This window comes from Roseateles sp. P1_C6 (genome assembly GCF_056406315.1).
In genome coordinates this window covers 605,902-629,377 of sequence record NZ_JBFUAK010000001.1, presented here as the reverse complement: position 1 = coordinate 629,377, position 23,476 = coordinate 605,902, and the positions used below count along the sequence as shown (strand labels likewise).

The window sequence follows — 23,476 nt, the reverse complement described above, 5'->3', positions numbered from 1 at the left end:
CAGTGCGCAGGAGTACAAACAGGGTCTACGAGATGTGGCAAGCTTATTGCAACGGAACGAGACAACACCGCCGAGGCGGGAGCTCCGAGGAACACATGGCCACTCGCAAGAAGAACGACACGTCGCCGCCCATGGAGGGGCAGCCGTTTGCGGACCTGATGCAGCAGATGGCGCATCTGCCGCAGATCTCGCCCACGGCGCTGGCCGAGCTGCAGGCCGACTACCTGAAACAGGCCACGTCGCTGTGGAACGCGTCGCTGGGCCAGGGCGAGGCTCCGGCGGTCAGCGACCGGCGCTTCGCGGCGCCCGAATGGCGGGCCAACCCGGCCGCCAGTTTCATGACCCAGCTCTATCTGCTCAACGGCCGTACGCTGGCGCAGATGGCCTCGGCCGTGGAGGCCGACGACAAGACCAAGGCGCGCATCCGCTTCGCGGTGCAGCAGTTCGTCGATGCCGTCTCGCCCAGCAACTACCTGGCGCTCAACCCTGAGGCCCAGAAGCTGGCGCTGGACAGCCAGGGCGAGACGCTGACCCGCGGCCTGCAGCACCTGTGGGGCGATGTGCAGCGCGGCCATGTGTCGCAGACGGACGAGAGCGCGTTCGAGGTCGGCAAGAACGTGGCCACCACCGCGGGTCATGTCGTGTTCGAGAACGAGCTGTTCCAGTTGCTCGAGTACGCGCCGCTGACCGCCAACGTGAAGGCACGGCCGCTGCTGATGGTGCCGCCCTGCATCAACAAGTTCTACATCCTGGACCTGCAGCCCGACAACTCGCTGATCCGCTATGCCGTGGCAGAAGGCAACCGCGTCTTCGTCGTCAGCTGGCGCAACCCCGACGAGTCCATCAAGCAGCTGGGCTGGGATGACTACATCGAGACCGGCGCCATCGAGGCCATCCGCGTCGTGCAGGAGATCTCGGGCCAGGAGCAGATCAACACGCTGGGCTTCTGCGTCGGCGGCACCATCCTCGCCACAGCTTTGGCCGTGCTGGCCGCGCGTGGCGAGCAGCCGGCCGCCAGCGTCACGCTGCTGACGACGCTGCTGGACTTTGCCGACAACGGCATCCTGGACATCTTTGTCGACGAAGCCAGCGTGCGGCTGCGCGAGGCCACGCTGGGCCCGGACTCGCCCAAGGGTCCGCAGCTGCTGCACGGCCAGGAGCTGGCCACCACCTTCAGCTTCCTGCGTCCCAACGACCTGGTCTGGAACTACGTCGTCGGCAACTACCTGAAGGGCGAGGCGCCGCCGGCCTTCGACCTGCTGTACTGGAACGGCGACTCGACCAACCTGCCGGGGCCCATGTACTGCTGGTACCTGCGCCACACCTACCTGCAAAACGAGTTGAAGCAGCCGGGCAAGCTGACCGTCTGTGGCGAGAAGCTGGACCTGGGCGCCATCGACGCGCCGGTCTACATCTACGGCTCGCGCGAGGATCACATCGTGCCCTGGACCAGCGCCTACCGCAGCACGCAGGTGCTGAAAGGCAAGAAGCGCTTCGTGCTGGGTGCCTCGGGTCACATCGCCGGCGTCATCAATCCGCCGCCCAAGCCGGGCAAGCCACCCAAGCGCAGCCACTGGATCGCCAAGGGCGCGGCCACGCCGGCCGATGCCGACGCCTGGCTCGCCGGCGCCACCGAGCACGCCGGCAGCTGGTGGCCGGACTGGTCCGCCTGGCTGGCCTCGCACGCGGGTGCCAGCAAGCCGGCGCCCAAGACGCCTGGCAGCCGCAATTTCAAAGCCATCGAGCCCGCACCGGGCCGTTACGTCAAGGTCAAAGCCTGATCGTTTTTTAGGAGACAAGCATGAGCCAGCAAGACATCGTCATCGTCGCCGCCGCGCGCACCGCCATCGGCAAGTTCGGCGGCACGCTCGCCAAGACCCCCGCCAGCGAACTGGGCGCCGCCGTCATCCAGGACCTGCTGCGCCGCACCGGCCTGGCGGGCGACCAGATCAACGAGGTCATCCTCGGCCAGGTGCTGACGGCCGGCGTGGGCCAGAACCCGGCGCGCCAGTCCGTCATCAAGTCGGGCCTGCCCAACGTCGTGCCGGCCATGACCATCAACAAGGTCTGCGGCTCGGGCCTGAAGGCGGTCATGCTGGCCGCGCAAGCCATCCGCGACGGCGACAGCGACATCGTCATCGCCGGGGGGCAGGAGAGCATGAGCCTCAGCCCCCACGTGCTGCCGGGCTCGCGCGACGGCCAGCGCATGGGCGACTGGAAGATGATCGACACGATGATCGTTGACGGCCTGTGGGACGTGTACAACCAGTACCACATGGGCATCACCGCCGAGAACGTCGCCAAGAAGTACGGCATCACCCGCGAGCAGCAGGACGCGCTGGCGCTGGGCAGCCAGCAGAAGGCCGCTGCCGCCCAGGACGCCGGCCGCTTCAAGGACGAGATCGTGCCCTTCAGCATCGCGCAGAAGAAGGGCGACCCCATCGTGTTTGCCGCCGATGAGTTCATCAACCGCAAGTCCAACGCCGAGGCCCTGGCCGGCCTGCGCCCCGCCTTCGACAAGGCCGGCAGCGTGACGGCCGGCAATGCCTCGGGCCTGAACGACGGCGCGGCTGGCGTGGTCGTCATGACCGCCGCCAAGGCCGCTGCGCTGGGCCTGACGCCGCTGGCGCGCATCGCCTCCTACGCCTCGGCCGGCCTGGACCCGGCCTACATGGGCATGGGTCCGGTGCCGGCGGCCAAGAAGGCGCTGGAGCGTGCCGGCTGGAAGCCCGCCGACCTGGACCTGCTGGAGATCAATGAGGCCTTCGCGGCCCAGGCCTGCGCCGTGCACAACGAGATGGGCTGGGACATGAGCAAGGTCAACGTCAACGGCGGCGCCATTGCGCTGGGCCACCCCATCGGCGCCAGCGGCTGCCGCGTGCTGGTCACGCTGCTGCACGAGATGATCAAGCGCGACGCCAAGAAGGGCATCGCGTCGCTGTGCATTGGCGGCGGCATGGGCGTCGCCCTTACCGTCGAGCGTTGAGAGCAATTCAAATCACCACTGAAGGAGACAAACCATGAGCCAGAAAGTTGCGTACGTCACCGGCGGCATGGGCGGCATCGGTACCGCCATCTGCCAGCGCCTGCACAAGGAAGGCTTCAAGGTCATCGCGGGCTGCGGCCCCAGCCGTGACTTCAAGAAGTGGCTGGACGAGCAAAAGGCGCTGGGCTACACCTTCTACGCCTCGGTGGGCAACGTGGCCGACTGGGACTCCACCGTGGAGGCCTTCACCAAGGCCGTGCAGGAGCATGGCGCCATCGACGTGCTGGTCAACAACGCCGGCATCACGCGCGACCGCATGTTCCTGAAGATGAGCCCCGAGGACTGGAAGGCCGTCATCGACACCAACCTGAACTCCATGTTCAACGTGACCAAGCAGGTCGTGCCGGGCATGGTCGAGAAGGGCTGGGGCCGCATCATCCAGATCTCGTCCGTCAACGGCGAGAAGGGCCAGGCTGGCCAGACCAACTACTCGGCCGCCAAGGCCGGCATGCACGGCTTCACGATGGCGCTGGCGCAGGAAGTGGCGTCCAAGGGCGTGACGGTCAACACCGTCAGCCCCGGCTACATCGGCACCGACATGGTCAAGGCCATCAAGCCCGAGGTGCTGGAAAAGATCGTCGCGACGATTCCGGTCAAGCGCCTGGGCACGCCCGAGGAGATCGGCTCCATCGTCGCCTGGCTGGCCAGCGGCGACTCCGGCTTCTCGACCGGTGCCGACTTCTCCTGCAACGGCGGCATGCACATGGGCTGATGGCCCGAGCGCTTCACGGAGCCCGGCCGGGCTCCGATCGTTCCTTCGCCGGCGGCTGCAACGGCCGCCGCGCGTCCTGCCGGGCCCATCGACGATGAGCGGTCTGCGTCACCTCCGTCTGGCTTCGCTGGCCCTGCTGGCCGGCGCGCTCGCGGGCTGTGCCAACACGGGCGTCCTGCAGCAGTTCGCCACCGACGGCTGCAGCCTGTTCCCGGATCGTGACGTGGTGTCGGGCAAGGCGTGGCGCTGCTGCTGCGTGGCGCACGACATGGCGTACTGGCGCGGCGGTACGGCGCAAGCGCGGCGCGTGGCGGACAACGAGCTGAAGGCCTGCGTGCGCGCCGCCACGGGTGACCAGGCACTGGGGCAGACGATGAAGACCGGCGTGCGCGCCGGCGGCACGCCCTACCTGCCCAGCCCGTTCCGCCGGGGCTACGGCTGGGGCTATGGCCGCTTCTATCGCCCGCTCACGGCGCTGGAGGAGGCGCAGGCCGACCAGTTGCTGGCGCAGTACCGCGCCGACCAGCCCGACGCCTGCATGGCGCCCGCAGCAGCGGCGGCCTCTGCGCCGGGTTGACTCAGACGAACGGCGCCAGCACGGCTCGCCCGTAGGCGACAAAGGCCATCAGCAGGCCCAGTGCGGCGCTCATGACGATGGACGGCACCTCGCGGTATTTGAGGTGCACGCGGATGAACACGAGGCTTTCCAGTGCGAGCATCCCGGCGGCCAAACTGACCAGCAACTGCTGCCAGTGCGGCGGGACAGGGGCAATCAAGCCCACGACGCAGATCAGTTCCAGCATGCCGAGGTCTCGCCAGATGTGCCGCGGCAGAGCATCGAACGAGCGAACGTCGGCGCTGATCTTGTCGAACATGAAGATCTTCATGACGCCAGACGCGCCGTAGACCAGCGCGGCCAGGCCTTGCAAGACCCACAACAAGGTGTTCATCGGGTGCGGTCTCCGATCGAGGAGGTCGTTCGGACGGAGCACCCATCATGGCGCAAAGACGCCAAGCCGTTGGGCTCCGCTGGCAAGTGCCGGCAGCGCGCCATGCGGTCACCCGTCTTCAGGGATAGCTGATCGTCAGCTTGTAGCCCACCGAGGTGCTCGAGCCGCTGTAGCTCTGCACCTTGATGTAGACCGTCGTGGCCGTGCTGCCATTGGTGTAGGTCATGGACTCCGACGCCGTCGTGCCTTCGGACGAGGTCAGCGTGGTGCCGCTTGCATTGACGAGGTAGAGGTCGTAGTCGACGCCGCTCGGGCCGGTCATGTCGACGCGGATCTTCTTGTTGGCGGCCAGGCTGACCTTGAAATAGTCCTTGTCGCTGGTGCTGCTGATGAAGCCGTTGACGGTGGTGGCGGTGCCCACGCTGTTGGCCGTGGCGATGGTGCTGTTGGACTCCGCTTCGTTCATCGCCGCGCTGGTGTTGCTGACGCTGAAGCTCACCGTGCTGGACGACGTGCTGTTGCCGGCCGCGTCGAAGGCCTTGGCGACCAGGCTGTGGCTGCCGTTGGCCAGCGTCAACGAGTCCAGCGTCATGCTGAAGGGTGACGTGGTGTCGCTGCCCTTGAGCGTGCCGTCGACCCAGAACTCGACCTTGGTGACGCCGATGTTGTCGCTGGCCAGGGCCGACAGCGTGATGCTGCCGCTGGTGCCCGTCTCGCTGGCGCTGACGGTGGGCGGTGTGGTGTCGCCGCCGCCCGTGCCCTGCGTCACCCAGATGGGCGCGGACCACAGGATCTTGCCGTCGCTCTGCGTGAGCTTGGCGTAGTACATGTGCGCACCGGTGCTGGGCGTGAAGCTGTGCGTCGCGTTGTTGGTCAGCAGCGTCATGGTGGCGCCGCGACCCGGCACGCCTTCCCAGATCTCGACGAGCGACGCTGTCTTGCCGGTGGTGCTGGCAAAGCCGACGTTCAGGTTCAGCGTGCCGCTGTTGTTGATGCGCGAGCCCATGATGGCGCCGTTGGCGCTGAAGACGAGCTGGGAGTTCTTGTCATGCGTCGCGAACACGCGGCGGGCGCGCAGCGCCTCGGTGAAGCTGGCCTTGCTCAGCGCCGTGCCGTTGGGGATGAGCACCGCCGTGCGGTTGGTGTAGGCCGCGCCCCAGTTGGCGCAGTGGTTGTCCTGGTTGGTGGCGGGCGCCACGTGGAAGCCACGCTCCAGGATCTTGCGGAAGGCGCTCTCGTAGCCGGAGCCCGGCTGCTGGCTCTCATCCTCGACGTTGGAGAAGGCACTGGTGTTGGAGATCTCGGCCAGCACCATGACCTCGTCGCCGTCGGCCGTGTAGCCGAAGTCCACGCCGTTGATGATGAACTGGCCTGACGTGTCGGGGTGGTTGAACTGCCCGACCTGGCCCGCGGCGCGCATGACCGAGTACAGCGATGCGTAGTCGTTCTTGGCGACGAAGCGGTGGCCGTAGAGCTGGTTGCTGGGGTCGTACTCCCAGCTGTAGAGCTCGTCGCTGATGAAGATGTTCAGGTGGCCACCATTGCTGATGACGCCCCATTCCATGCCGTACATGGCCAGGAAGCTGGGGTTGCTGGCGCTGTAGTTGTTTGCGGTCGTCACACCGGCCGTGTAGCGCGACTTGGCCGTGGTGGCCGGGATGGTGCCCAGGCTCGAGCTGCCGTCGAAGTAGTGGTTGTGGTCGGTGTTGCCGAAGAAGTCCAGGCCCTTGCCCTTGGCATACGGGAAGGCCGAGGACGGGCCGTACTGCCCCGTCTGCGCTGCCTGCGACGAGCTGCAGCTGGCCACCGCGCCGCCGCCGTCGGAGTCGTTCGTCTGGCCGTGCAGCGAGCCGTAGTAGACGGTGTAGGGCCAGCTGGCGATGGCCGCGGCGGCCATCGCGCGGGCGCGGGGCTGCTCCTCGCCGTTGAGCTGGCTGGCCAGCGGCATCGCGCGGTAGGCCGGCATCTTGGCGGTGGGCGCGGCGCCCATCGCGAACTTGAAGCTCAGCTCATGCGGCGCATGGCCGTGGGCATCGGCGTTGGCCTGCAGCGACTCGACGGTGCCTTGGCTGCTGACGCCGGCATCGGCGGCGAAGGCCGTCAGGCGGGCCTCGTAGACGCCGTCGGGCAGCGCCGCGGCAGAACCCCGCCCGGCCCAGTCGAAGCTCAGCGTGACGGGCTTGCCGGCGTATTTTTCGATGCCTGCATAGCGCTGCACGACGCTGCCATCCGGCGCCACCAGCTCCAGCCGGTAGGCCAGCTGCTCGCCGTCGGGCGCGCCGAGGTAGTCCAGCGTCACCGTGAAGCGCCGGGCGCCACTCGCGTTGCTGCTGGTGAAGGGCACCTGCAGCTCAGCCTCGAACTCGTGGTGGTCGGGGTATTTGACGCTGGGGTGCGCCTGCTGCGCCTTGGCCAGGTGGTCGGATTCCATGGCCTGCGCCTGGGGCGGCTCGGAGGTGCCACCGCAGGCGGCGAGCAGGACGGGCAGCAGGGCGGCGACAAGCGCGCGGGGGGCGAAGGGAGCTTTCATGGGGTCCTCGTTGCAGGGCTGTTGGGGCGGGAGCCGTCAGCGAGCCGGGCCATGCCGGCATCGCCATCCACAAAAAACCGGCGCGAGGGTAGTGAGCTTTTTTACTGAATAGGAAGGTTTTCCCCGAAGAGTGCAAGGCGGGTGGCCGTCAGCGGGTGTCGTGCCCGCCCGGGCGCTCACCCATGAAGGCCGGTGGCCATGGCGCTACAGCGCCGTGGCGCCCCTGGGGTTTGCGCGTCCCAGGAAAAAGGGGACAGGCGCCGTTGCTGAAAACGCACGGCGCGCAGCGCTAGTTCCAGAGCGCGGGCTTGTTCACCATCAGGAAGAACACGCCCAGCATGGCCGCGAAGGCCGGGTAGCCCAGCCATTCCCAGGCCCGCTGCCAGCGCTGGTAGCGCGCCTGCAGTGGCCGTCCTTCGGCGAGCGCCGCATCCACCTCGCGCGCCATCGTCAACTGCAGCCACAGCACCGGCAGCCAGCAGGCACCGGCCAGCGCGTAGAGGAGCAGCGACGCGAGCAGCCAGGGCGTCGTCAGTGGCCAGCCGGCCGCGTGCGCCAGCCACGCGCCGCTGAGCGGCTGCGCGACGACGGCCGGCGTCGTGAACCACAGGTCGGCGCGCACGACCAGGCGGGCGACGACGGCGCGGGCTTCCAGGCTGGCGCTGCGGTTGGCGAAGAACAGGTAGAAGGCCGAGCCGAAGCCGGTGCCCACCAGCACGACGCTGGAGACGATGTGCAGCCACTTGACGAGCAGGTAGGTGTTCATGCGCGGCCCTCCTTCCGAGCCGATCGCGCCAGCAGTGCCAGCAACGCCAGCACCGGCAGGTTCTTCAGCAGCGCGCCGAAAGGGTCCAGCCACAGCGTGGGCAGCAGCGCGCTGGCCAGCAGCGTCATGCCGATGACGCCGGCCGCCGCGAGGCGGTAGGTGAAGGCGCCGGGCTGCAGCAGGAGCAGCAAGCCGATGGCGGCGTCCCAGGCGCAGCCCAGCAGCACGAGGGCCAGCGCAGCACCCGGGCCCACGCCGGTGGCCTGCTGCAGCAGCGCGATGCCGGCCTCGCCGCCGTCGTGCAGGCTGGCCGCGACCGTGCCCCACCACAGCAGCAGCAGGGACGCGCGGGCGAAGCTCGTCATGCCCAGGCGCCTTCCATCGCGTCGCGCAGGGGTCGGCCCAGCGGCGAGGTCGCGGCAGGCTCCGCGCTGTCGTGCGCCAGCAGTTCCAGCGCGGTGCTGCACCAGGGGCCCAGCGCGACGAGGTCGCCCAGGCGGGCCGACGCTCGAGTGAGCGCGTCGGGCAGTTGGATGTGCCACGCGGCGGCGTGGCCGCGCATGGTGCGGCGCCGGGCGATCCACTCGACCACTGGCGCTGCCTCAGGCCCGACCGCCGTCCACGACGCGGCGGGCCGCGGTGCGACAAGTGCCGCGACGATGCCGGCGGCCAGGTCCTCGACGCGGATGGGCTGCACGCGGCAGCGCGCGATGGCGGCCGGCAGTGGCAGCCAAGGCAGGCGGGCGAGCAGGTCCAGCGTGCGGCTGCTGACGCCGCCCGCGCCGACGACGAGGCTGGGCCGCACGATGCAGGCCCGCCCCGCCAGCGAGATCTCGCCGGCGTGCTTGCTGCGCGCATAGGCGCTGACACCGCCGCACAGCGCCGAGATGTGCACCAGGCGCTGCACGCCGGCCGCCTCGCAGGCATCGGCCAGCGCGGCGGGCGCGCGGTGGTGCAGCAGGTCGAGCAGGTCGTCCACGCCATCGGCCCGGTCGCGCAGGCAGCCGGCGGCGTAGACGACGCCGTCCATGCCGTGCAGCGAGGGCGCCCACGCGCCGGCGCTGCCCCAGTCTTGGACGGGGCGCAGTTCGGGGCGCAGGGCTTCGTGCCCGGCCGCGGCCAGCGCCGCGCAGACATGACGGCCGATGAAGCCGCCGGCACCGACGACGAGGATCTTCATGGCTCAGCCCCCCGTCCTGGAAGCCGCTGCGGCAACGGGGCCGAGGGGCGCCACCGGCGCGGCCCGCTTCGCCATCCTGTCCTGCACCGGCGCCCAGACGCGGCGCGTGATGAGGGCGATGCTGACGAAGCTGCCCGCCGCCGTCAGCCACAGCGCGCGGTGCACGGCGCCCAGCAGGCTGCCGTAGAACTCGCCAAAGGTCAGGGCCAGCACCAGCGTGCCGGCGATGGCCAGCACGTAGGCGCTGCGCACCCAGAAATGCGCGCCGACCTTGCCGGGCAGCGGCTCTGTGCACAGCGAGTCCAGCACCACAAGCAGGATGGGCTGCAGATAGCCGATGGCGATGACGGGACCGAGGATGGCGATGAAGAGGGTGACGGAAAAGTTCAGCTCGGACATGGTTGTCTCCTTGGGTTGAATCAGTGCATACGGCAGGCACCGTCGGCCGGGCAGCTGCGGTCCTGGAAGCGGAAGAAGCCCTGCACCAGCGTGTGCGGCAACTGGTAGCGGTGGCGCACGAGCCAGGGGTAGGCCTTCGCGGCAAGGCGGGCGAACCAGGGGCGGCGCAGCCAGCGCGCGACGCCGTCGAAGCCGGTGGCTTCGTAGATGACGACGAAGGCGGGGATGCCGATCAGCCAGCCGCCATCGGGGCGGCGCACATGCATCAGATGCAGCATCGCGTCCAGAGAGACGCCCAGCGGCGCGGCATCGAAGCCGGGCGCGGCGATGTCGACGAACGCCAGCCGGCCGGCGCCGTTGCGCTGCATCAGCAGCGCCATCTCGCCGCTGCACAGCGGGCAGGCGCCGTCGTAGTAGACGGTGTGGATGAGGTGGGTATTTGCGGTCACGGCGGTTATTTCTGTCAAAAATGAAATATGAAGTCAAAAAAAGGGACTCGCTGGGAGTCCGGGGCGGTCATCCGATCGGCGGCATCGGCGGTGTGACGGGAAAGATGCTGGGCGCGGTGTCGACCGCATCGGCCGGGCGCACGAAGCGCTGCACTTGCGCACCCAGCTTAAGGATCTTCTCCAGTGTGGCGGGCGAGAGCCGCAGCATCTCGTCGCTCCAGCTGCCCAGCGTCTGCATGAAGTCCAGCGTGCTGCGCAGCCGGTCCTGCATCGCGGGGGATTCCTTCTCCAGCGCTGGGTCGCTGGACAGCTCGCGCAGCAGAGCGACGGTGGGGTCGAACTCGCGCTCCTTGCGCTCGCGCACGATGGTGCGGAACAGCTCCCACACGTCGCCCGAGGTCTCGTAGTAGTCGCGCCGGTCGCCCAGCAGGTGGGTGACGCGGATCAGCCGCCAGTTCAGCAACTCCTTCAGGCTGTTGCTGACATTGGAGCGGGCCAGCGCCAGCGTGTCGGCCAGGTCCTCGGCGTGCAACGGCTGGCCGTGCACGTAGAGCAGCGCGTGGATCTGCGCGACGCTGCGGTTGACGCCCCAGTTGGAGCCCATCTCGCCCCAGTGGACGATGAAGCGGCGGCTGATGTCGGTGAGTTCCATGGCCGCAAGCTTACGACGTCTGAAATTTCTGTCAATAAAGAAATTAAAACTGCCGCAGCCGGTCATGGCTATCATGCGGCCCGTTTTTAAGCCGGGAGTTTGAGCATGGCCATGGATGTAGTCGATTACGAGATCAAGGGTGCCGAGATGCAGTTCGTCGAGGTCGAACTGGACCCCGGCGAGGCAGCCATCGGCGAGGCCGGCTCCATGATGTTCATGGACGCGGGCATCGCCATGGACACGATCTTTGGCGACGGCTCGGCATCCCAGGGTGGCTTCTTCGGCAAGCTGCTGGGTGCCGGCAAGCGCCTGATCACCGGCGAGTCGCTGTTCACGACGATCTACACCAACAACGCCCCCGGCAAGGCGCGCGTGGCCTTCGCGGCCCCCTATCCGGGCAAGATCCTGCCGATGGACCTGCGCCAGCTGGGCGGCACGCTGATCTGCCAGAAGGACGCCTTCCTGTGCGCCGCGCGCGGCGTGTCGCTGGGCATCGCCATCCAGCAGAAGCTGTCCACCGGCTTCTTCGGCGGCGAGGGCTTCATCATGCAGAAGCTCGAAGGCGACGGCCTGGCCTTCGTGCATGCCGGCGGCACCGTCGTGCGCCGCACGCTGCAGCCCGGCCAGACGCTGCTGGTGGACACCGGCTGCGTGGTGGCCTACACGCCCAGCGTCAGCTTCGAGATCCAGTACGTCGGCAAGATCAAGACGGCGCTGTTCGGCGGCGAGGGCCTGTTCCTGGCCAAGCTGACCGGCCCGGGCGAGATCTGGCTGCAGAGCCTGCCGTTCTCGCGCCTGGCCTCGCGCATCTTCGCGGCGGCGCCGCAGCGCGGCGGCAGCAAGGAAGAGGGCTCGGTGCTGGGCGGCTTTGCCGGCGGCGGCCTGCTGGGTGGTCTGCTGGGCGGCGACGACGACTGAACGGGCTTGACCTGGGTCAGGGCCCAGACAGACCCCCCGGGTAAACTCCAGCGCACAGGGCGGCAACGGGCCGCCCTTTCCATTGGAGAGCTGGATGTTGCGCAGTTGGGCGGTGGCCTTGGGATTCGTGGCGGCTCTGGGAGCCCAGGCCCAGCAAGTCCAGCAAGGGCGCCCGCCGGTCTTCGTGCTGAACTCGCTGGACGCCGACATCGCCGTCGTCGACCCCGCCAGCTTCGCCGTCGTCAAGCGCATCCCGACCGGCAAGGAGCCGCACCACCTCTACCTGTCGCCCGACGAGAAGTCATTGATCGTCGCGAACGCGCTGGGCGATTCGCTGACTTTCATCGATCCGCGCACGGCCGATGTGCAGCGCGTCGTGCGCGGCGTGCCGGACCCCTACCACCTGCGCTTCTCACCGGACATGAAGTGGTTCGTGACGGCCTCCAACCGTCTGGACCGCGTGGACCTCTACCGCTGGCAAGGCAGCCTGGCCGCGGAGCCGCTGCAACTCGTCAAGCGCATCCCGGCGCCCAAGACGCCCAGCCATCTGAACATCGACACCAAGAGCACGACGCTCTACGTCAGCCTGCAGGACAGCGACGAGATGCTGGCCATCGACCTGGCGACGCAGGCCATCAAGTGGAAGCAGCCGGTCGGCAAGATGCCCGCCGACATCTACCTGACGCCGGACGACAAGTACCTGCTCGTGGGCCTGACCGGCGACAAGTTCGTCGAGGCCTGGGACGTCAGCGGCGCGACGCCCAAGCTGGCGCGGCGCATCCAGACCGGCGCCGGCGCCCACTCCTTCCGCGCCTGGGGCGACAAGCGCCACGTGCTCGTGTCCAACCGCGCCGGCAACACCATCAGCAAGATCGACCTCGGCACGCTGACCGTCGTTGACCAGTTCCCCGCACCGGCCGGGCCTGACGACATGGAGCTGCTGACCGATGGCCGCACGCTGCTGGTCACGTCGCGCTGGGCCGGCAAGCTGACGCAGATCGACACGGCCACGCGCAAGGTCGTGCGCCAGGTCAAGGTGGGCAAGTCACCGCACGGCATCTGGACGCTGGATCACCAGCCGCGGCTATGAAGGCCTTGCTGTTGGCGCTCGTGGCCACCGCTGCCACTGCGCAGCCTGCTTGCGACAAGCCGGTCTACCTCACCTTCGACACCGGTCACATGGGTGTCGCGCCGCTGATCGCCGAGACCCTGAAGAAGCACAACGCCAAGGCGACCTTCTTCCTGGCCAGCGAACCCACGCTGACCGGCGGCACGACGTTGGACGAGACCTGGGCGCCCTGGTGGCGCGAACGCGTGGCCGAGGGTCACGAGTTCGGCTCGCACACCTGGGATCACGATGTGTTCCTGGAGGACATCCTCGACGCCGACGGCAAGGTCACGCGCTTCAAGGTGCGCACGCAGGCCGGCGTGAACCCGCCGGTCGTGCGCGAACTGACGGCCGAGCAGTACTGCGCCAGCCTGAAGAAGGTCGGCGACCGTTTCACGGCGATGACCGGCAAGCCGCTCTCGCCGCTGTTCCGCGCACCCGCCGGGCGCACGTCGACGGCGCTGCTGAACGCGGCCAGGGCCTGCGGCTTCACGCATGTGGGCTGGAGCCGCGCCGGCTTTCTGGGCGACGAGCTGCCCAGCCAGAGCGCCCCCAACGCGCAGCTGCTGGAGAAGGCGCTGCGCGATATCAAGCCGGGCGACATCCTGGTCGCCCACCTGGGCATCTGGGAGCGCCAAGACCCCTGGGCGCCCGCGGTGCTGGAGCCGCTGATGACCGGCCTGGAGCAGCGCGGCCTATGCTTCGCCTCGCTGCGCGACCACCCACGCTACGCGCCCCTGTTCAAGAAGCCGTGATCGACTGGATTGCCAACACCTTCGACAGCCTGCAGCTCGCGCTGTACGAGACCGTCGTGCAGCCGGTGGTGTTCGCGCTGGGTTTCGGCAACCTGCTGGAGGACGCCTTCGACGCGACCGGCTGGCTGCTGCTGGGCCTGATCCAGATCGGCGTCATCCTGCTCGGCATCGGACTGCTGGAGCGGCGCTGGCCCGTCGAGCCGGTCACCGACCATGCGGCCGTGCGCACCGACGTCGTCTACACGCTGATCCACCGCCTGGGCCTGGTGCGGCTGCTGATGTTCTTCAGCATCGAACCGGTCTGGGACAGCATTGCCAGCGAGCTGCGGCTGGCAGGCCTGCCGACCTGGCAGCTGGACGGCATCTGGCCCGGCGTGACCGACATCGCCTGGGTCAGCCTGCTGCTGTATCTCGTCGTGTTCGACTTCGTCGGCTACTGGCTGCACCGCTGGCAGCACAGCGTCAACTGGTGGTGGGCACTGCACAGCCTGCACCACAGCCAGCGCCAGATGACGATGTGGAGCGACAACCGCAACCACCTGCTGGACGACGTGTTGATGGGCACGGCCTTCGCGCTGCTGGCTCGCTTCATCGGCGTCGAGCCCGGGCAGTTCGTCGCCATCACCGTCATCACTCAGTTGCACGAAAGCCTGCAGCACGCCAACGCACGCATCAGCTTCGGCGCCATCGGTGAGCGCCTGCTGGTCAGCCCGCGCTTCCATCGCCTTCACCACAGCATCGGCATCGGCCACGAATCCGGCGGCCGCGGCACGCTGGGCGGGCACAACTTCGGCGTGTTGCTGCCGTTGTGGGACATGCTGTTCCGCACGCACAACTTTGAGAACCGTTTCGACGCCACTGGCGTTCGCGATCAGCTGCCCGAAGAGGGCGGCCGTGACTACGGCAGCGGCTTCTGGCGCCAGCAATGGCTGGGGCTGACCCGGCTCGCCCACTCCTTCAGAAAGCCCGCCTGATGCAAGGGATGCAAGGTCTCGCCGACTCCTTCTGGCGCGCCGTCGCCTACTGCCTGCATCCGCGCGTCATCGCGCTGTCGCTGCTGCCGCTGGTGATTTCCGGCGTGCTGGTGTTCGGTTTCATGTTCTTCTTCTGGGAGTCGGCCATCGCCGGCGTGCGCGCGACGCTGGAAAGCTGGATGCTGATCGAGAGCCTGCTGCACTGGCTGGACTCCTTCGGCCTGCAGTCCTTTCGCAGCGCGCTGGCTGCCGTCGTCGTGCTGGCCGGCGTGCTGCCGGTCGTCATCTTGCTGAGCCTGCTGCTGGTCGCGCTGTGCATGACGCCGGCCATCGTGCGCCTGGTGGCAGAGCGGCGCTTTCCGCTGCTGGAGAAGAAGCGCGGCGGCACGCTGGCGCAAAGCGTCGCCGCATCGCTGGGCGCGACGCTGCTGGCCCTCGTGCTCATCCTGCTGTCCATGCCGCTGTGGCTGATCCCGCCGCTGGTCATGGTGCTGCCGCCGCTGATCTGGGGCTGGCTGACCTACCGCGTGTTCGGTTTCGACGTGCTGGCCGAGCATGCCTCGGCCGACGAGCGCCGCGCGCTGCTGAAGGCGCACCGCATGCCCATGCTGGTCATGGGCATCCTGTGCGGCTACCTGGGCGCCGTGCCATCGCTGATTTGGGCCATCTCCGGCGTGACGGCCGTCATCTTTGCGCCCTTCGTCGTGCTGCTGGCGATCTGGCTTTACACGCTGGTGTTCGCTTTCTCCACCGCCTGGTTCACGCACTACGCGCTCGCGGCCCTGCAGGCGCGGCGAGCGGCGGAGCCGGTCGTCATCTCCGAAGTCCTGCCAGGAGTCTGAAACGATGCAAGTGGGTCTCATCATCATTGGCGACGAGATCCTGTCCGGCAAACGCCAGGACTCGCATCTGGCCAAGTTCATCGAGCTGCTGTCGGCGCGCGGCATGCAGCTGGCGTGGGCCCAGTACCTCGGCGACGACCGCGAGCTGCTCGTCGGCAAACTGCGCGACGCCTTCGCCGGCGGTGACCTCGTCGTCAGCTGTGGCGGCATCGGCGCCACGCCCGACGACCACACGCGCCAGTCCGCCGCCGCCGCGCTGGGTCGGCCGCTGGCGCTGCAGCCCGAGGCGCGCGAGCTGATCTGGCAACGCATCCAGCAGACGGCGGCCGAGCAGGGCAAGACGGTCACGCCGGACGAGCCCGACAGCCTGCGCCGGCTGGAGATGGGCGTCTTCCCCGAGGGCGCCGGCATCGTTCCCAACCCCTACAACAAGATCCCGGGTTTCTTCGTCGGCAACGTCCACTTCGTGCCAGGCTTCCCCGTGATGGCCCATCCGATGATGGCCTGGGTGCTGGACCGCTACCCGCAACTTCACCGCGCGGTCGATGTCATCGAGCGTTCTTTGATCGTCCAAGGCGCCATGGAAGCCAGCCTGACGCCCCTGATGGTGGCTGTGGAAGCCGAGTACACGGGCATCAAGGTGTTCAGCCTGCCGAGCGTCGATCACCCGCAGTGGGGTCGCTGCATCGAGCTGGGCGTGAAGGGCGAGCCGACCCAGCTCGACCCGGCCTACGATGCGCTGAAACGGGGCGTGATCCAGTTTGGTGCCATCATAAGCACCGAACTGGTGCGGTGACTCGCACTGCTCCGGCGACACCCACCCCATAATGCTCGCGCCCACCCTGCGGCAACCCATGTCGGTGCATCTGGCATGCAACCTGCTTTGATTCCCCCCGTGGCCGCTGGCGCGTGTGCGCCGATGGCAGCAACCCACCCCTCTCGATCCCGCTAGGAGCTATTGATGGCCAAGACCGTCGCCGATGTGATGCAACTTGTGAAGGACAACGAAATCAAGTTCGTTGACTTCCGCTTCACCGACACCCGTGGCAAGGAACAGCACGTCACGGTGCCCGTTTCCCATTTCGATGACGACAAGTTCACGTCGGGTCACGCCTTTGACGGCTCCTCGATCGCCGGCTGGAAGGGCATCGAAGCCTCGGACATGTTGCTCATGCCCGATCCCAACACCGCCAACGTCGACCCCTTCTTCGAAGAGCCGACGCTGATCCTGTCCTGCGACGTGGTCGACCCCGCCGACGGCAAGGCCTATGAGCGCGACCCGCGTTCGCTGGCCAAGCGCGCCGAGGCCTACCTCAAGGCCTCCGGCCTGGGCGACACCGCCTACTTCGGCCCGGAACCCGAGTTCTTCATCTTCGACAGCGTGCGCTGGGGCAATGAAATGTCCGGCTCGTTCTTCAAGATCGAGTCCGAAGAAGGCGCCTGGAACTCATCCAAGGAATACGAGCACGGCAACTCCGGCTACCGTCCCACCGTCAAGGGCGGCTACTTCCCCGTGCCCCCGGTCGACAGCGGCCAGGACATGCGCTCGGAGATGTGCCTGATCCTCGAACAGATGGGCATCCCCGTCGAAGTTCACCACCACGAAGTGGCGAACGCCGGCCAGATGGAAATCGGCACCAAGTTCAGCTCGCTGGTCCAGCGCGCCGACTGGCTGCAGCTGCAGAAGTACATCATCCAGAACGTCGCCCACGCCTATGGCAAGACCGCGACCTTCATGCCCAAGCCCCTCGTTGGCGACAACGGCTCCGGCATGCACGTGCACCAGTCGGTCTGGAAGGACGGCAAGAACCTGTTCGCCGGTGACGGCTACGCCGGCCTGAGCGAATTCGCGCTGTACTACATCGGCGGCATCATCAAGCACGCCCGCGCGCTGAACGCCATCACCAACCCCGGCACGAACTCGTACAAGCGTCTGGTGCCCGGCTTCGAAGCCCCGGTGAAGCTGGCCTACTCGGCCAAGAACCGCTCCGCCTCGATCCGCATCCCCTACGTCGGCAACCCCAAGGGCCGCCGCATCGAAGCGCGCTTCCCCGATCCTTCCGCCAACCCCTACCTGGCCTTCAGCGCGCTGCTGATGGCCGGCCTGGACGGCGTGGAGAACAAGATCCACCCGGGCGAAGCCGCCACGAAGGACCTGTACCACCTGCCGCCGGAAGAAGACGCGAAGATCCCGACCGTCTGCCACAGCCTGGACCAGGCGCTGGACTACCTGGACAAGGACCGTGCGTTCCTGACCAAGGGTGGCGTGTTCACCGACAGCTACATCGATGCCTACATCGAACTGAAGATGCAGGAAGTTACCCGCTTCCGCATGGCGACCCACCCGGTCGAGTTCGACATGTACTACGCGCTGTGATCGTCATGGGCAGCCTCAACGCTGCCTTGTCGACGGACAGGGGCCGCCCGTGCGGCCCCTTTTTTATGCGTCGGGCGATGGCGTCGGCTCGCCGTTTGCCTGCGCCACAATGCCGCCATGCTGAATCGACTGCTGGGTCTGCTGATCGTCGTCGCGAGCCTGGGTGCCCAGGCGCAGGGCACGGTCTACCGCTGCCCCGGCCCGCCGGTGCTGTACACCGACGCGCTGTCCGCGAAGGAGGCGCACGAGAAGGGTTGCCGCACGATCGAGGGCACGCCCATCACCGTCGTGCAGACCGTCAAGCCGCGGGCCGGCGCCACAGTGCCGTCGTCCACCGTGGATGGAGCGCGGGGTGCTGAGAGCCGCGTCGACGCCGGCCAGCAGCGCGTGCGCGACGATGAGCGCAAGCGCGTGCTGCAGACCGAACTGCGCCAGGCCGAGGAACGCCTCACCATGGCCCAGAAGGAATTCAACAGTGGCCAGGGCGAGCGTCGCGGCGACGAGCGCAACTACCAGAAGTACCTCGACCGCATGGCCGAGCTCAAGGACAACATCGCCCGTTACGAGGCCGATGTGCAGGCGCTCAAGCGCGAGATCGCAAAACTTCCCTGACCGCCGGCATGGCGCCGGCGCGCGCCATGACTGATACCTCCCTGCTGCCGGCCGAGTTCGCCGGCCTGGACCTGCTGGCGACCATGGTCGTCGTCACCAGCGCCGAAGGCGAATGCCTGTTCGCCAACACCGCCTTCGAGAACATCATGCGGCTGTCGCGCCGCGCGGTGCAGAAGGCGCAGCTGCCCGACTGGTTCGACGACGCCCAGCGCCTGACCGAGACGCTGGCCGGCGTGGCCGCCAACCAATACTCCAGCAGCCGCTTCGACGCGCTGCTGCGCCGCGGCGCCTGGGCTCACGAAGACGGCCTGCCGGTGCACGCCATCGTGTCGCAGATGGACGCCGCCGCGGACGGCTCACCGCGCGTGCTGGTGGAGCTGATCGAAATCGCCCAGCAGGCCCGCCAGGACCGCGACGAGCGCAGCCTCGACCAGGTTCAGGCGACCAAGGAGCTGACGCGCAACCTGGCCCACGAGATCAAGAACCCGCTGGGCGGCATCCGCGGCGCGGCCCAACTGTTGGCCCTGGAGCTGGGCGGCGCCGAGGGTGATGCCGAGCTGACCGAATACACGCAGGTCATCGTGCACGAGGTGGACCGGCTGCAGAGCCTCGTCGACCGGCTGCTGGCGCCACACCGCAAGGCCCAGGTCGTCGGCGACGTCAACATCCACGAGATCTGCGAGCGCGTGCGCGCGCTGGTGCTCATCGAATACCCCCGCGGCCTGGAAATCCAGCGCGACTACGACACCTCGCTGCCCGATTTCCGCGGCGACCGCGAGCAGCTCATCCAGATGACGCTGAACATCGTGCAGAACGCCGCGCAGGTGCTGGTATCGCGCATCGCGGCGGGTGACGCGCAGATCGTGCTGCGCACGCGCGTGGCCCGACAGGTGACCATCGGTAAGCAGCGCTGGCGCTTGGCATTGGAATTGCATATCGAGGACAACGGTCCCGGCGTCCCCGCCGAGATCCGGGATCGCATCTTCTTTCCCCTGGTCTCAGGGCGGGAGGGCGGCTCGGGGCTCGGACTCACGCTCGCGCAGACGATCGCCCAACAGCACCAAGGGATGATCGATTGCGAGAGCGAGCCGGGCCTGACGAATTTCCGAATCACGCTGCCGCTGCCCTAACTCACAAGGTGAGGGGCGCGGCTGAGGAACCGCATGAAATCCATCTGGGTTGTTGACGACGACCACTCGATCCGCTTCGTGCTCGAGAAGGCCCTGGCCCGCGAGGGGCTGCCGGTGCGCAGCTTCAGCAATGCGCGCGACATGCTCGCCGCGCTCGACGACGACTCACCGCAGGTGCTGGTGTCCGACATCCGCATGCCCGGCGGCTCGGGGCTGGAGCTGCTGGCCAAGGTCAAGGCGCGCCTGCCGGCCTTGCCCGTCATCATCATGACAGCCTACTCCGACCTGGACAGTGCCGTGTCGGCCTTCCAGGGTGGCGCTTTCGAGTACCTGCCCAAGCCCTTCGACCTGCCGCGCGCCGTGGAGCTGATCCGCCGCGCGCAGGAGGAAAGCCAGCGCGAGGCCGGCGAGCAGGAAGCCGCCGCGCAAGTGCCCGAGATGCTGGGCCAGGCGCCAGCGATGCAGGACGTCTTCCGCGCCATCGGGCGCCTCTCGCAGAGCCATGTCACGGTGATGATCACGGGCGAGAGCGGCTCGGGCAAGGAGCTGGTTGCCCGCGCGCTGCACAAGCACAGCCCGCGTGGCGAAGGCCCCTTCGTCGCCATCAACACGGCAGCGATTCCGAAGGACCTGCTGGAAAGCGAGCTCTTCGGCCACGAGCGCGGCGCCTTCACCGGCGCCCAGGCCTCGCGGCGCGGCCGCTTCGAGCAGGCCGACGGCGGCACGCTTTTCCTCGACGAAATCGGCGACATGCCGTTCGAGCTGCAGACGCGCCTGCTGCGCGTGCTGTCCGATGGCCAGTTCTACCGTGTCGGTGGCCACAGCCCGATGCGCAGCAACGTGCGCGTCATCGCCGCCACCCACCAGAACCTGGAAGACCGTGTGCGGCAGGGCGTGTTCCGCGAGGACTTGTTCCACCGCCTCAACGTCATCCGCCTGCGCCTGCCGCCGCTGCGCGAGCGCCGCGAGGACATCGCCTCGCTGGCCCGTCACTTCCTGCAGCGTAGCGCGACCGAACTGGGCGTGGAGCCCAAGCGCCTGTCGGATGCGGCGCTGACCGTGCTGACGGCCTTCGACTTCCCCGGCAACGTGCGCCAGCTGGAGAACATCTGCCACTGGCTCAGCGTCATGGCACCCAGCCAGGTGGTCGAGCCCAAGGACCTGCCGGACGAGTTGCAGCCCGGCTATGTCGCGGCGCCGTCCACAACGGCCATGACCAGCCCCGCGCTGGCCCAGCCCAGCGCCGCCGCGCCGCTGCCGGCCGCAGCTCCTGCCAGCACCAGCAGCGGCGAAGGCTGGCTGGCCGACATGGCCGCCGACGCTCGCGCCAGATTGCTGGCGGGGGAACCCGATGTGTGGGACGCGCTGACCAAACGCTTCGAGGCCCAGCTGATCCTGACCGCGTTGGACATCACACGTGGCCGGCGCATCGAGGCCGCGCAGAAGCTGGGCATCGGGCGGAACACCATCACGCGCAAGATCCAGGAACTGGGTCTGGACGTCTAGCGACCGGTCACGCGCAGGCCCAGCAGCACCAGCGTCGCCAGCCCTAACAGCAGCGTCAGCCCGCGCCAGAACAGCAGCGGATGCCGCTGCTGCAGTGGCGTGCGGTCGCGCTTCAGGAACTCGCCGCCGGGCGCGTGCAGGTCGTGCTGGAACTCCGACAGCGCCTGTTGGCGCCTGCCGGGTAGCGGCTGCAGCGCTTTGCGCAGCACGCGGTCCAGCCATTCAGGGAGGTCGGGGCGGCGCGTGCGCAGCGGCACGTATTGCAGCTTGTGCAGGTCGCGCGGCCCGCGCACCTGCGGCACCTGCAGGCCATAGGGCAGGGCGCCGGTCAGCATCTGGTAGGTCAGCACGGCCAGCGAGAACAGTTCGGACAGCGGCGAGCCGCCTTCGCCCGTGAAGTACTCCGGCGCCGTGTACTGCAGGCTGCCGGCGATCTCGCGCGCCCGTGCGTCGCCCAGGCCTTCACTCAGGCCCGCCACATGGGCCGACGCGAGATCGATGAGGACGACCGTGCCATGCCGGTCGATGATGAGGTTCTCCGGCCGCAGGTCCTGGTGCAGCATCTCCTTGCGGTGCAGCGCTTGCAGGCCGCGGGCGATCTGGTCGACCAGCTGGCGCACGTCATCGAGCCCCGGCGCCGGGTGGTCGGTCATCCACTGCGCCAGCGTCTGGCCGGGCACGAACTCCATCGCGGTGAAGAGGTGCTCGCGCCTTCGCTCGGGCGGCGCGGCCTTGATGACATGCGGGCTGTCGACGCGGCGCGCCACCCATTCCTCGGTCGCGAAGCGGTCCAGCGCCTGCGCGTCGGTGCCCAGCTCGGCCGACGGCAGCTTGAGCGCCCATTCGCGGCCGTCCACGTCGACGGCCAGCACGACCTGGCTGCGCGCGCTGGTGTACAGCTCGCGCACGACGCGATAGCCCTCGAAATCCATGCGCGGCGCCAGGCGCGGCGGCAGGCGCAGGCCGTCGCGGCGCACCGGCGGCGCGAGCTGGTCGGGCAGGGACTCGACGCGTGCCAGCATGACGGTGGCGTTGTCCTGGCTGCCACGCGCCAGCGCCGCGCTCACCAGGGCCTGCGAGGCCGCCTGCAGGTCGTCGCCATGCCGCGCCAGCGTCGCCTGCACGACGGCCGCGTCCAGGTGCTCGTAGGCGCCATCGGTGGCCAGCAGGAAGGTCTCGCCGACCTCGGTGGGCCAGCAGCTGTGGTCGATCTCCAGATGCGGGCTGATGCCCAGCGCGCGGCCCAAATAGGTCTGGCCACCGTCCAGGCGCACGCGATGGTCCTGGCTCAGCTGCTCCAGCGCCGTGGCGTGCACGCGGTAGGCGCGCGTGTCGCCCACATGCAGCAGGTGCACCTCGCGGCCCTTGAAGACCAGCGCGCTGAAGGTACAGACATGGCCGCGGTCCTTGTCGAAGCGGCCGTCGCCGCGCTGCGTCTGCGCATGCAGCCAGCCGTTGGTGGCGGCCAGCACGCATTGCGCGGCGCGGCGCACGGTCCAGGCCTCGGAGGTGCCGTAGTAGTCCTCCAGGAAGCCGCGCACGGCCGCGGCGCTGGCGACCTGGCTGACGGCGCTGCTGCTGATGCCATCGGCGATGGCCAGCGCAATGCCGCGCGAGCGGCGCTGCGCGTCGGTGGGCAGCGCAGCGCCGTGGAAGTCCTGGTTCAGCGCTTTCGGGCCAGCGTCGGAGTGCTGGCCCAGCCGGATGCTCAGGCCCGCCGCGGCCATGGCGAGGTCAGGTCAGCACGCGCTTGGGCGCGGTCTTGTAGTGCGTGGCGTACAGCGACAGGCCGACGAAGGTCAGGCCGCCGACCAGGTTGCCGACCACGGTGGGGATCTCGTTCCAGATCAGGTAGTCCATGATCGTGAACTTGCCGCCCAGCATCAGGCCCGATGGGAACAGGAACATGTTGACGATGCTGTGCTCGAAGCCCATGTAGAAGAACACCATGACCGGCATCCACATGCCGATGGCCTTGCCAGACACCGAAGTGGACATCATGGCCGCGACGACGCCGGTGGAGACCATCCAGTTGCACAGCACGCCGCGGATGAACAGCGTCAGCATGCCGGCGGCGCCGTGGGCCGCGTAGCCCACCGTGCGGCCTTCGCCGATGCTGCCGATCTTCACGCCCACCGCATTGGGCGCCTCGCTGAAGCCGAAGGTGAAGATGATGGCCATGAAGACCGCCACCGTCAGCGCGCCGGCGAAGTTGCCGAAGAACACCAGCGTCCAGTTGCGGAACACGCCGCCCCAGGTCGCGCCGGGGCGCTTGTCCAGCACGGCCAGCGGCACCAGCGTGAACACGCCGGTCAGCAGATCGAACCCCATCAGGTACAGCAGGATGAAGCCGACCGGGAACAACACGGCGCCCAGCAACGGGTTGCCCGTGTTGACGCTGACCGTCACGGCGAAGGCCGCGGCAAGCGCCAGGATGGCGCCCGCCATGTAGGCGCGGATCAGCGTGTCCCGCGTGGACATCAGCAGCTTGGATTCACCCGAATCGACCATCTTGGTCACGAACTCGGTGGGTACGACGTAGGCCATGGTTTGTCTCCTCTTTCGCCAAT

Annotated in this window: 24 protein-coding genes; 14 read left to right on the top strand and 10 right to left on the bottom strand. The window is 68.1% G+C overall.

Features of this window, described 5'->3' with window-relative positions; translation table 11 throughout:
* Positions 1 to 158 precede the first annotated feature (158 nt).
* The 4 genes from phaC to AC1D29_RS02640 all read left to right on the top strand — a co-directional run bounded on the left by phaC (position 159) and on the right by AC1D29_RS02640 (position 4,335).
* Positions 159 to 1,781 carry a class I poly(R)-hydroxyalkanoic acid synthase gene (gene phaC / locus AC1D29_RS02655; protein WP_477894411.1) on the top strand — a complete coding sequence of 541 codons (1,623 nt, stop codon included), beginning with the start codon at positions 159 to 161 and terminating at the stop codon, positions 1,779 to 1,781.
* Between the two features lie 20 nt (positions 1,782 to 1,801).
* Positions 1,802 to 2,986 (top strand): acetyl-CoA C-acetyltransferase, encoded by a 1,185-nt coding sequence (locus AC1D29_RS02650; RefSeq protein WP_477894332.1) that lies wholly within the window; start codon positions 1,802 to 1,804, stop codon positions 2,984 to 2,986.
* Positions 2,987 to 3,020: 34 nt separating this feature from the next.
* Complete coding sequence (phbB, locus tag AC1D29_RS02645; protein WP_477894331.1) at positions 3,021 to 3,758, top strand: acetoacetyl-CoA reductase; 738 nt, start codon at positions 3,021 to 3,023, stop codon at positions 3,756 to 3,758.
* Positions 3,759 to 3,852: 94 nt separating this feature from the next.
* On the top strand, positions 3,853 to 4,335 hold the full coding sequence (locus AC1D29_RS02640; RefSeq protein WP_477894330.1) for a hypothetical protein: 483 nt from the start codon (positions 3,853 to 3,855) through the stop codon (positions 4,333 to 4,335).
* Position 4,336: 1 nt separating this feature from the next.
* Here AC1D29_RS02640 and AC1D29_RS02635 read toward each other — a convergent pair whose 3' ends face one another.
* The 8 genes from AC1D29_RS02635 to AC1D29_RS02600 all read right to left on the bottom strand — a co-directional run bounded on the left by AC1D29_RS02635 (position 4,337) and on the right by AC1D29_RS02600 (position 10,684).
* Positions 4,337 to 4,708, bottom strand: coding sequence for a DoxX family protein (locus tag AC1D29_RS02635; protein WP_477894329.1), 372 nt, complete (start codon positions 4,706 to 4,708; stop codon positions 4,337 to 4,339).
* A 118-nt stretch (positions 4,709 to 4,826) separates the two neighbouring features.
* Positions 4,827 to 7,238 (bottom strand): Ig-like domain-containing protein, encoded by a 2,412-nt coding sequence (locus AC1D29_RS02630; protein ID WP_477894328.1) that lies wholly within the window; start codon positions 7,236 to 7,238, stop codon positions 4,827 to 4,829.
* 289 nt (positions 7,239 to 7,527) lie between these two features.
* Positions 7,528 to 8,004, bottom strand: coding sequence for a DUF2269 family protein (locus tag AC1D29_RS02625; RefSeq protein ID WP_477894327.1), 477 nt, complete (start codon positions 8,002 to 8,004; stop codon positions 7,528 to 7,530).
* Positions 8,001 to 8,369 carry a DoxX-like family protein gene (locus AC1D29_RS02620; protein ID WP_477894326.1) on the bottom strand — a complete coding sequence of 123 codons (369 nt, stop codon included), beginning with the start codon at positions 8,367 to 8,369 and terminating at the stop codon, positions 8,001 to 8,003. Before AC1D29_RS02620 ends, AC1D29_RS02625 begins: the two co-directional genes overlap by 4 nt.
* Positions 8,366 to 9,184: an NAD-dependent epimerase/dehydratase family protein gene (locus AC1D29_RS02615; protein WP_477894325.1), complete on the bottom strand. Its 819-nt coding sequence runs from the start codon at positions 9,182 to 9,184 to the stop codon at positions 8,366 to 8,368. Before AC1D29_RS02615 ends, AC1D29_RS02620 begins: the two co-directional genes overlap by 4 nt.
* A 3-nt stretch (positions 9,185 to 9,187) precedes the next feature.
* Entirely contained in the window at positions 9,188 to 9,583 is a 396-nt protein-coding gene (locus AC1D29_RS02610; RefSeq protein ID WP_477894324.1) for a hypothetical protein, read from the bottom strand.
* Positions 9,584 to 9,603: 20 nt separating this feature from the next.
* Complete coding sequence (locus AC1D29_RS02605) at positions 9,604 to 10,032, bottom strand: thiol-disulfide oxidoreductase DCC family protein (protein WP_477894323.1); 429 nt, start codon at positions 10,030 to 10,032, stop codon at positions 9,604 to 9,606.
* 67 nt (positions 10,033 to 10,099) lie between these two features.
* The gene (locus tag AC1D29_RS02600; RefSeq protein WP_477894322.1) at positions 10,100 to 10,684 is read right to left on the bottom strand and encodes a GbsR/MarR family transcriptional regulator; all 585 of its coding nucleotides are present in this window, start codon (positions 10,682 to 10,684) and stop codon (positions 10,100 to 10,102) included.
* Positions 10,685 to 10,789: 105 nt separating this feature from the next.
* Between AC1D29_RS02600 and AC1D29_RS02595 the strand changes: the two genes are divergently transcribed.
* The 10 genes from AC1D29_RS02595 (at position 10,790) to ntrC (ending at position 20,906) form a co-directional block, all read left to right on the top strand.
* The gene (locus AC1D29_RS02595) at positions 10,790 to 11,602 is read left to right on the top strand and encodes a TIGR00266 family protein (protein WP_477894321.1); all 813 of its coding nucleotides are present in this window, start codon (positions 10,790 to 10,792) and stop codon (positions 11,600 to 11,602) included.
* A gap of 94 nt (positions 11,603 to 11,696) precedes the next feature.
* Positions 11,697 to 12,692 (top strand): YVTN family beta-propeller repeat protein, encoded by a 996-nt coding sequence (locus AC1D29_RS02590; protein WP_477894320.1) that lies wholly within the window; start codon positions 11,697 to 11,699, stop codon positions 12,690 to 12,692.
* Positions 12,689 to 13,465: a polysaccharide deacetylase family protein gene (locus AC1D29_RS02585; RefSeq protein WP_477894319.1), complete on the top strand. Its 777-nt coding sequence runs from the start codon at positions 12,689 to 12,691 to the stop codon at positions 13,463 to 13,465. Before AC1D29_RS02590 ends, AC1D29_RS02585 begins: the two co-directional genes overlap by 4 nt.
* Entirely contained in the window at positions 13,465 to 14,439 is a 975-nt protein-coding gene (locus AC1D29_RS02580; RefSeq protein ID WP_477894410.1) for a sterol desaturase family protein, read from the top strand. Before AC1D29_RS02585 ends, AC1D29_RS02580 begins: the two co-directional genes overlap by 1 nt.
* 8 nt (positions 14,440 to 14,447) lie before the next feature.
* Positions 14,448 to 15,281 carry an EI24 domain-containing protein gene (locus AC1D29_RS02575; protein ID WP_477894318.1) on the top strand — a complete coding sequence of 278 codons (834 nt, stop codon included), beginning with the start codon at positions 14,448 to 14,450 and terminating at the stop codon, positions 15,279 to 15,281.
* A 4-nt stretch (positions 15,282 to 15,285) separates the two neighbouring features.
* Positions 15,286 to 16,077, top strand: coding sequence for a competence/damage-inducible protein A (locus AC1D29_RS02570; RefSeq protein ID WP_477894317.1), 792 nt, complete (start codon positions 15,286 to 15,288; stop codon positions 16,075 to 16,077).
* Between the two features lie 165 nt (positions 16,078 to 16,242).
* Complete coding sequence (gene glnA / locus AC1D29_RS02565) at positions 16,243 to 17,658, top strand: type I glutamate--ammonia ligase (protein WP_477894316.1); 1,416 nt, start codon at positions 16,243 to 16,245, stop codon at positions 17,656 to 17,658.
* A 117-nt stretch (positions 17,659 to 17,775) separates the two neighbouring features.
* On the top strand, positions 17,776 to 18,270 hold the full coding sequence (locus AC1D29_RS02560; RefSeq protein WP_477894315.1) for a hypothetical protein: 495 nt from the start codon (positions 17,776 to 17,778) through the stop codon (positions 18,268 to 18,270).
* Between the two features lie 26 nt (positions 18,271 to 18,296).
* Complete coding sequence (gene glnL, locus AC1D29_RS02555; RefSeq protein WP_477894314.1) at positions 18,297 to 19,400, top strand: nitrogen regulation protein NR(II); 1,104 nt, start codon at positions 18,297 to 18,299, stop codon at positions 19,398 to 19,400.
* Positions 19,401 to 19,433: 33 nt separating this feature from the next.
* On the top strand, positions 19,434 to 20,906 hold the full coding sequence (gene ntrC / locus AC1D29_RS02550) for a nitrogen regulation protein NR(I) (RefSeq protein WP_477894313.1): 1,473 nt from the start codon (positions 19,434 to 19,436) through the stop codon (positions 20,904 to 20,906).
* On the opposite strand, the gene AC1D29_RS02545 is transcribed toward ntrC, so the two are convergent.
* On the bottom strand, positions 20,903 to 22,633 hold the full coding sequence (locus AC1D29_RS02545; RefSeq protein ID WP_477894312.1) for a bifunctional protein-serine/threonine kinase/phosphatase: 1,731 nt from the start codon (positions 22,631 to 22,633) through the stop codon (positions 20,903 to 20,905). The two genes, ntrC and AC1D29_RS02545, sit on opposite strands and share 4 nt — an antisense overlap.
* 7 nt (positions 22,634 to 22,640) lie before the next feature.
* Positions 22,641 to 23,453, bottom strand: coding sequence for a formate/nitrite transporter family protein (locus AC1D29_RS02540; protein WP_477894311.1), 813 nt, complete (start codon positions 23,451 to 23,453; stop codon positions 22,641 to 22,643).
* Positions 23,454 to 23,476: the final 23 nt, after the last annotated feature.

Coding starts and splice junctions, on each gene's coding strand:
- glnL (WP_477894314.1), top strand. CDS start 18,297: ATGACTGATACCTCCCTGCTGCCGGCCGAGTTCGCCGGCCTGGACCTG.
- phbB (WP_477894331.1), top strand. CDS start 3,021: ATGAGCCAGAAAGTTGCGTACGTCACCGGCGGCATGGGCGGCATCGGT.
- AC1D29_RS02625 (WP_477894327.1), bottom strand. CDS start 8,004: ATGAACACCTACCTGCTCGTCAAGTGGCTGCACATCGTCTCCAGCGTC.
- AC1D29_RS02610 (WP_477894324.1), bottom strand. CDS start 9,583: ATGTCCGAGCTGAACTTTTCCGTCACCCTCTTCATCGCCATCCTCGGT.
- AC1D29_RS02545 (WP_477894312.1), bottom strand. CDS start 22,633: ATGGCCGCGGCGGGCCTGAGCATCCGGCTGGGCCAGCACTCCGACGCT.
- AC1D29_RS02595 (WP_477894321.1), top strand. CDS start 10,790: ATGGCCATGGATGTAGTCGATTACGAGATCAAGGGTGCCGAGATGCAG.
- AC1D29_RS02630 (WP_477894328.1), bottom strand. CDS start 7,238: ATGAAAGCTCCCTTCGCCCCCCGCGCGCTTGTCGCCGCCCTGCTGCCC.
- AC1D29_RS02585 (WP_477894319.1), top strand. CDS start 12,689: ATGAAGGCCTTGCTGTTGGCGCTCGTGGCCACCGCTGCCACTGCGCAG.
- AC1D29_RS02560 (WP_477894315.1), top strand. CDS start 17,776: ATGCTGAATCGACTGCTGGGTCTGCTGATCGTCGTCGCGAGCCTGGGT.
- AC1D29_RS02590 (WP_477894320.1), top strand. CDS start 11,697: ATGTTGCGCAGTTGGGCGGTGGCCTTGGGATTCGTGGCGGCTCTGGGA.
- AC1D29_RS02640 (WP_477894330.1), top strand. CDS start 3,853: ATGAGCGGTCTGCGTCACCTCCGTCTGGCTTCGCTGGCCCTGCTGGCC.
- AC1D29_RS02635 (WP_477894329.1), bottom strand. CDS start 4,708: ATGAACACCTTGTTGTGGGTCTTGCAAGGCCTGGCCGCGCTGGTCTAC.
- AC1D29_RS02620 (WP_477894326.1), bottom strand. CDS start 8,369: ATGACGAGCTTCGCCCGCGCGTCCCTGCTGCTGCTGTGGTGGGGCACG.
- AC1D29_RS02570 (WP_477894317.1), top strand. CDS start 15,286: ATGCAAGTGGGTCTCATCATCATTGGCGACGAGATCCTGTCCGGCAAA.
- AC1D29_RS02650 (WP_477894332.1), top strand. CDS start 1,802: ATGAGCCAGCAAGACATCGTCATCGTCGCCGCCGCGCGCACCGCCATC.
- AC1D29_RS02575 (WP_477894318.1), top strand. CDS start 14,448: ATGCAAGGTCTCGCCGACTCCTTCTGGCGCGCCGTCGCCTACTGCCTG.
- AC1D29_RS02600 (WP_477894322.1), bottom strand. CDS start 10,684: ATGGAACTCACCGACATCAGCCGCCGCTTCATCGTCCACTGGGGCGAG.
- AC1D29_RS02540 (WP_477894311.1), bottom strand. CDS start 23,453: ATGGCCTACGTCGTACCCACCGAGTTCGTGACCAAGATGGTCGATTCG.
- phaC (WP_477894411.1), top strand. CDS start 159: ATGCAGCAGATGGCGCATCTGCCGCAGATCTCGCCCACGGCGCTGGCC.
- glnA (WP_477894316.1), top strand. CDS start 16,243: ATGGCCAAGACCGTCGCCGATGTGATGCAACTTGTGAAGGACAACGAA.
- ntrC (WP_477894313.1), top strand. CDS start 19,434: ATGAAATCCATCTGGGTTGTTGACGACGACCACTCGATCCGCTTCGTG.
- AC1D29_RS02615 (WP_477894325.1), bottom strand. CDS start 9,184: ATGAAGATCCTCGTCGTCGGTGCCGGCGGCTTCATCGGCCGTCATGTC.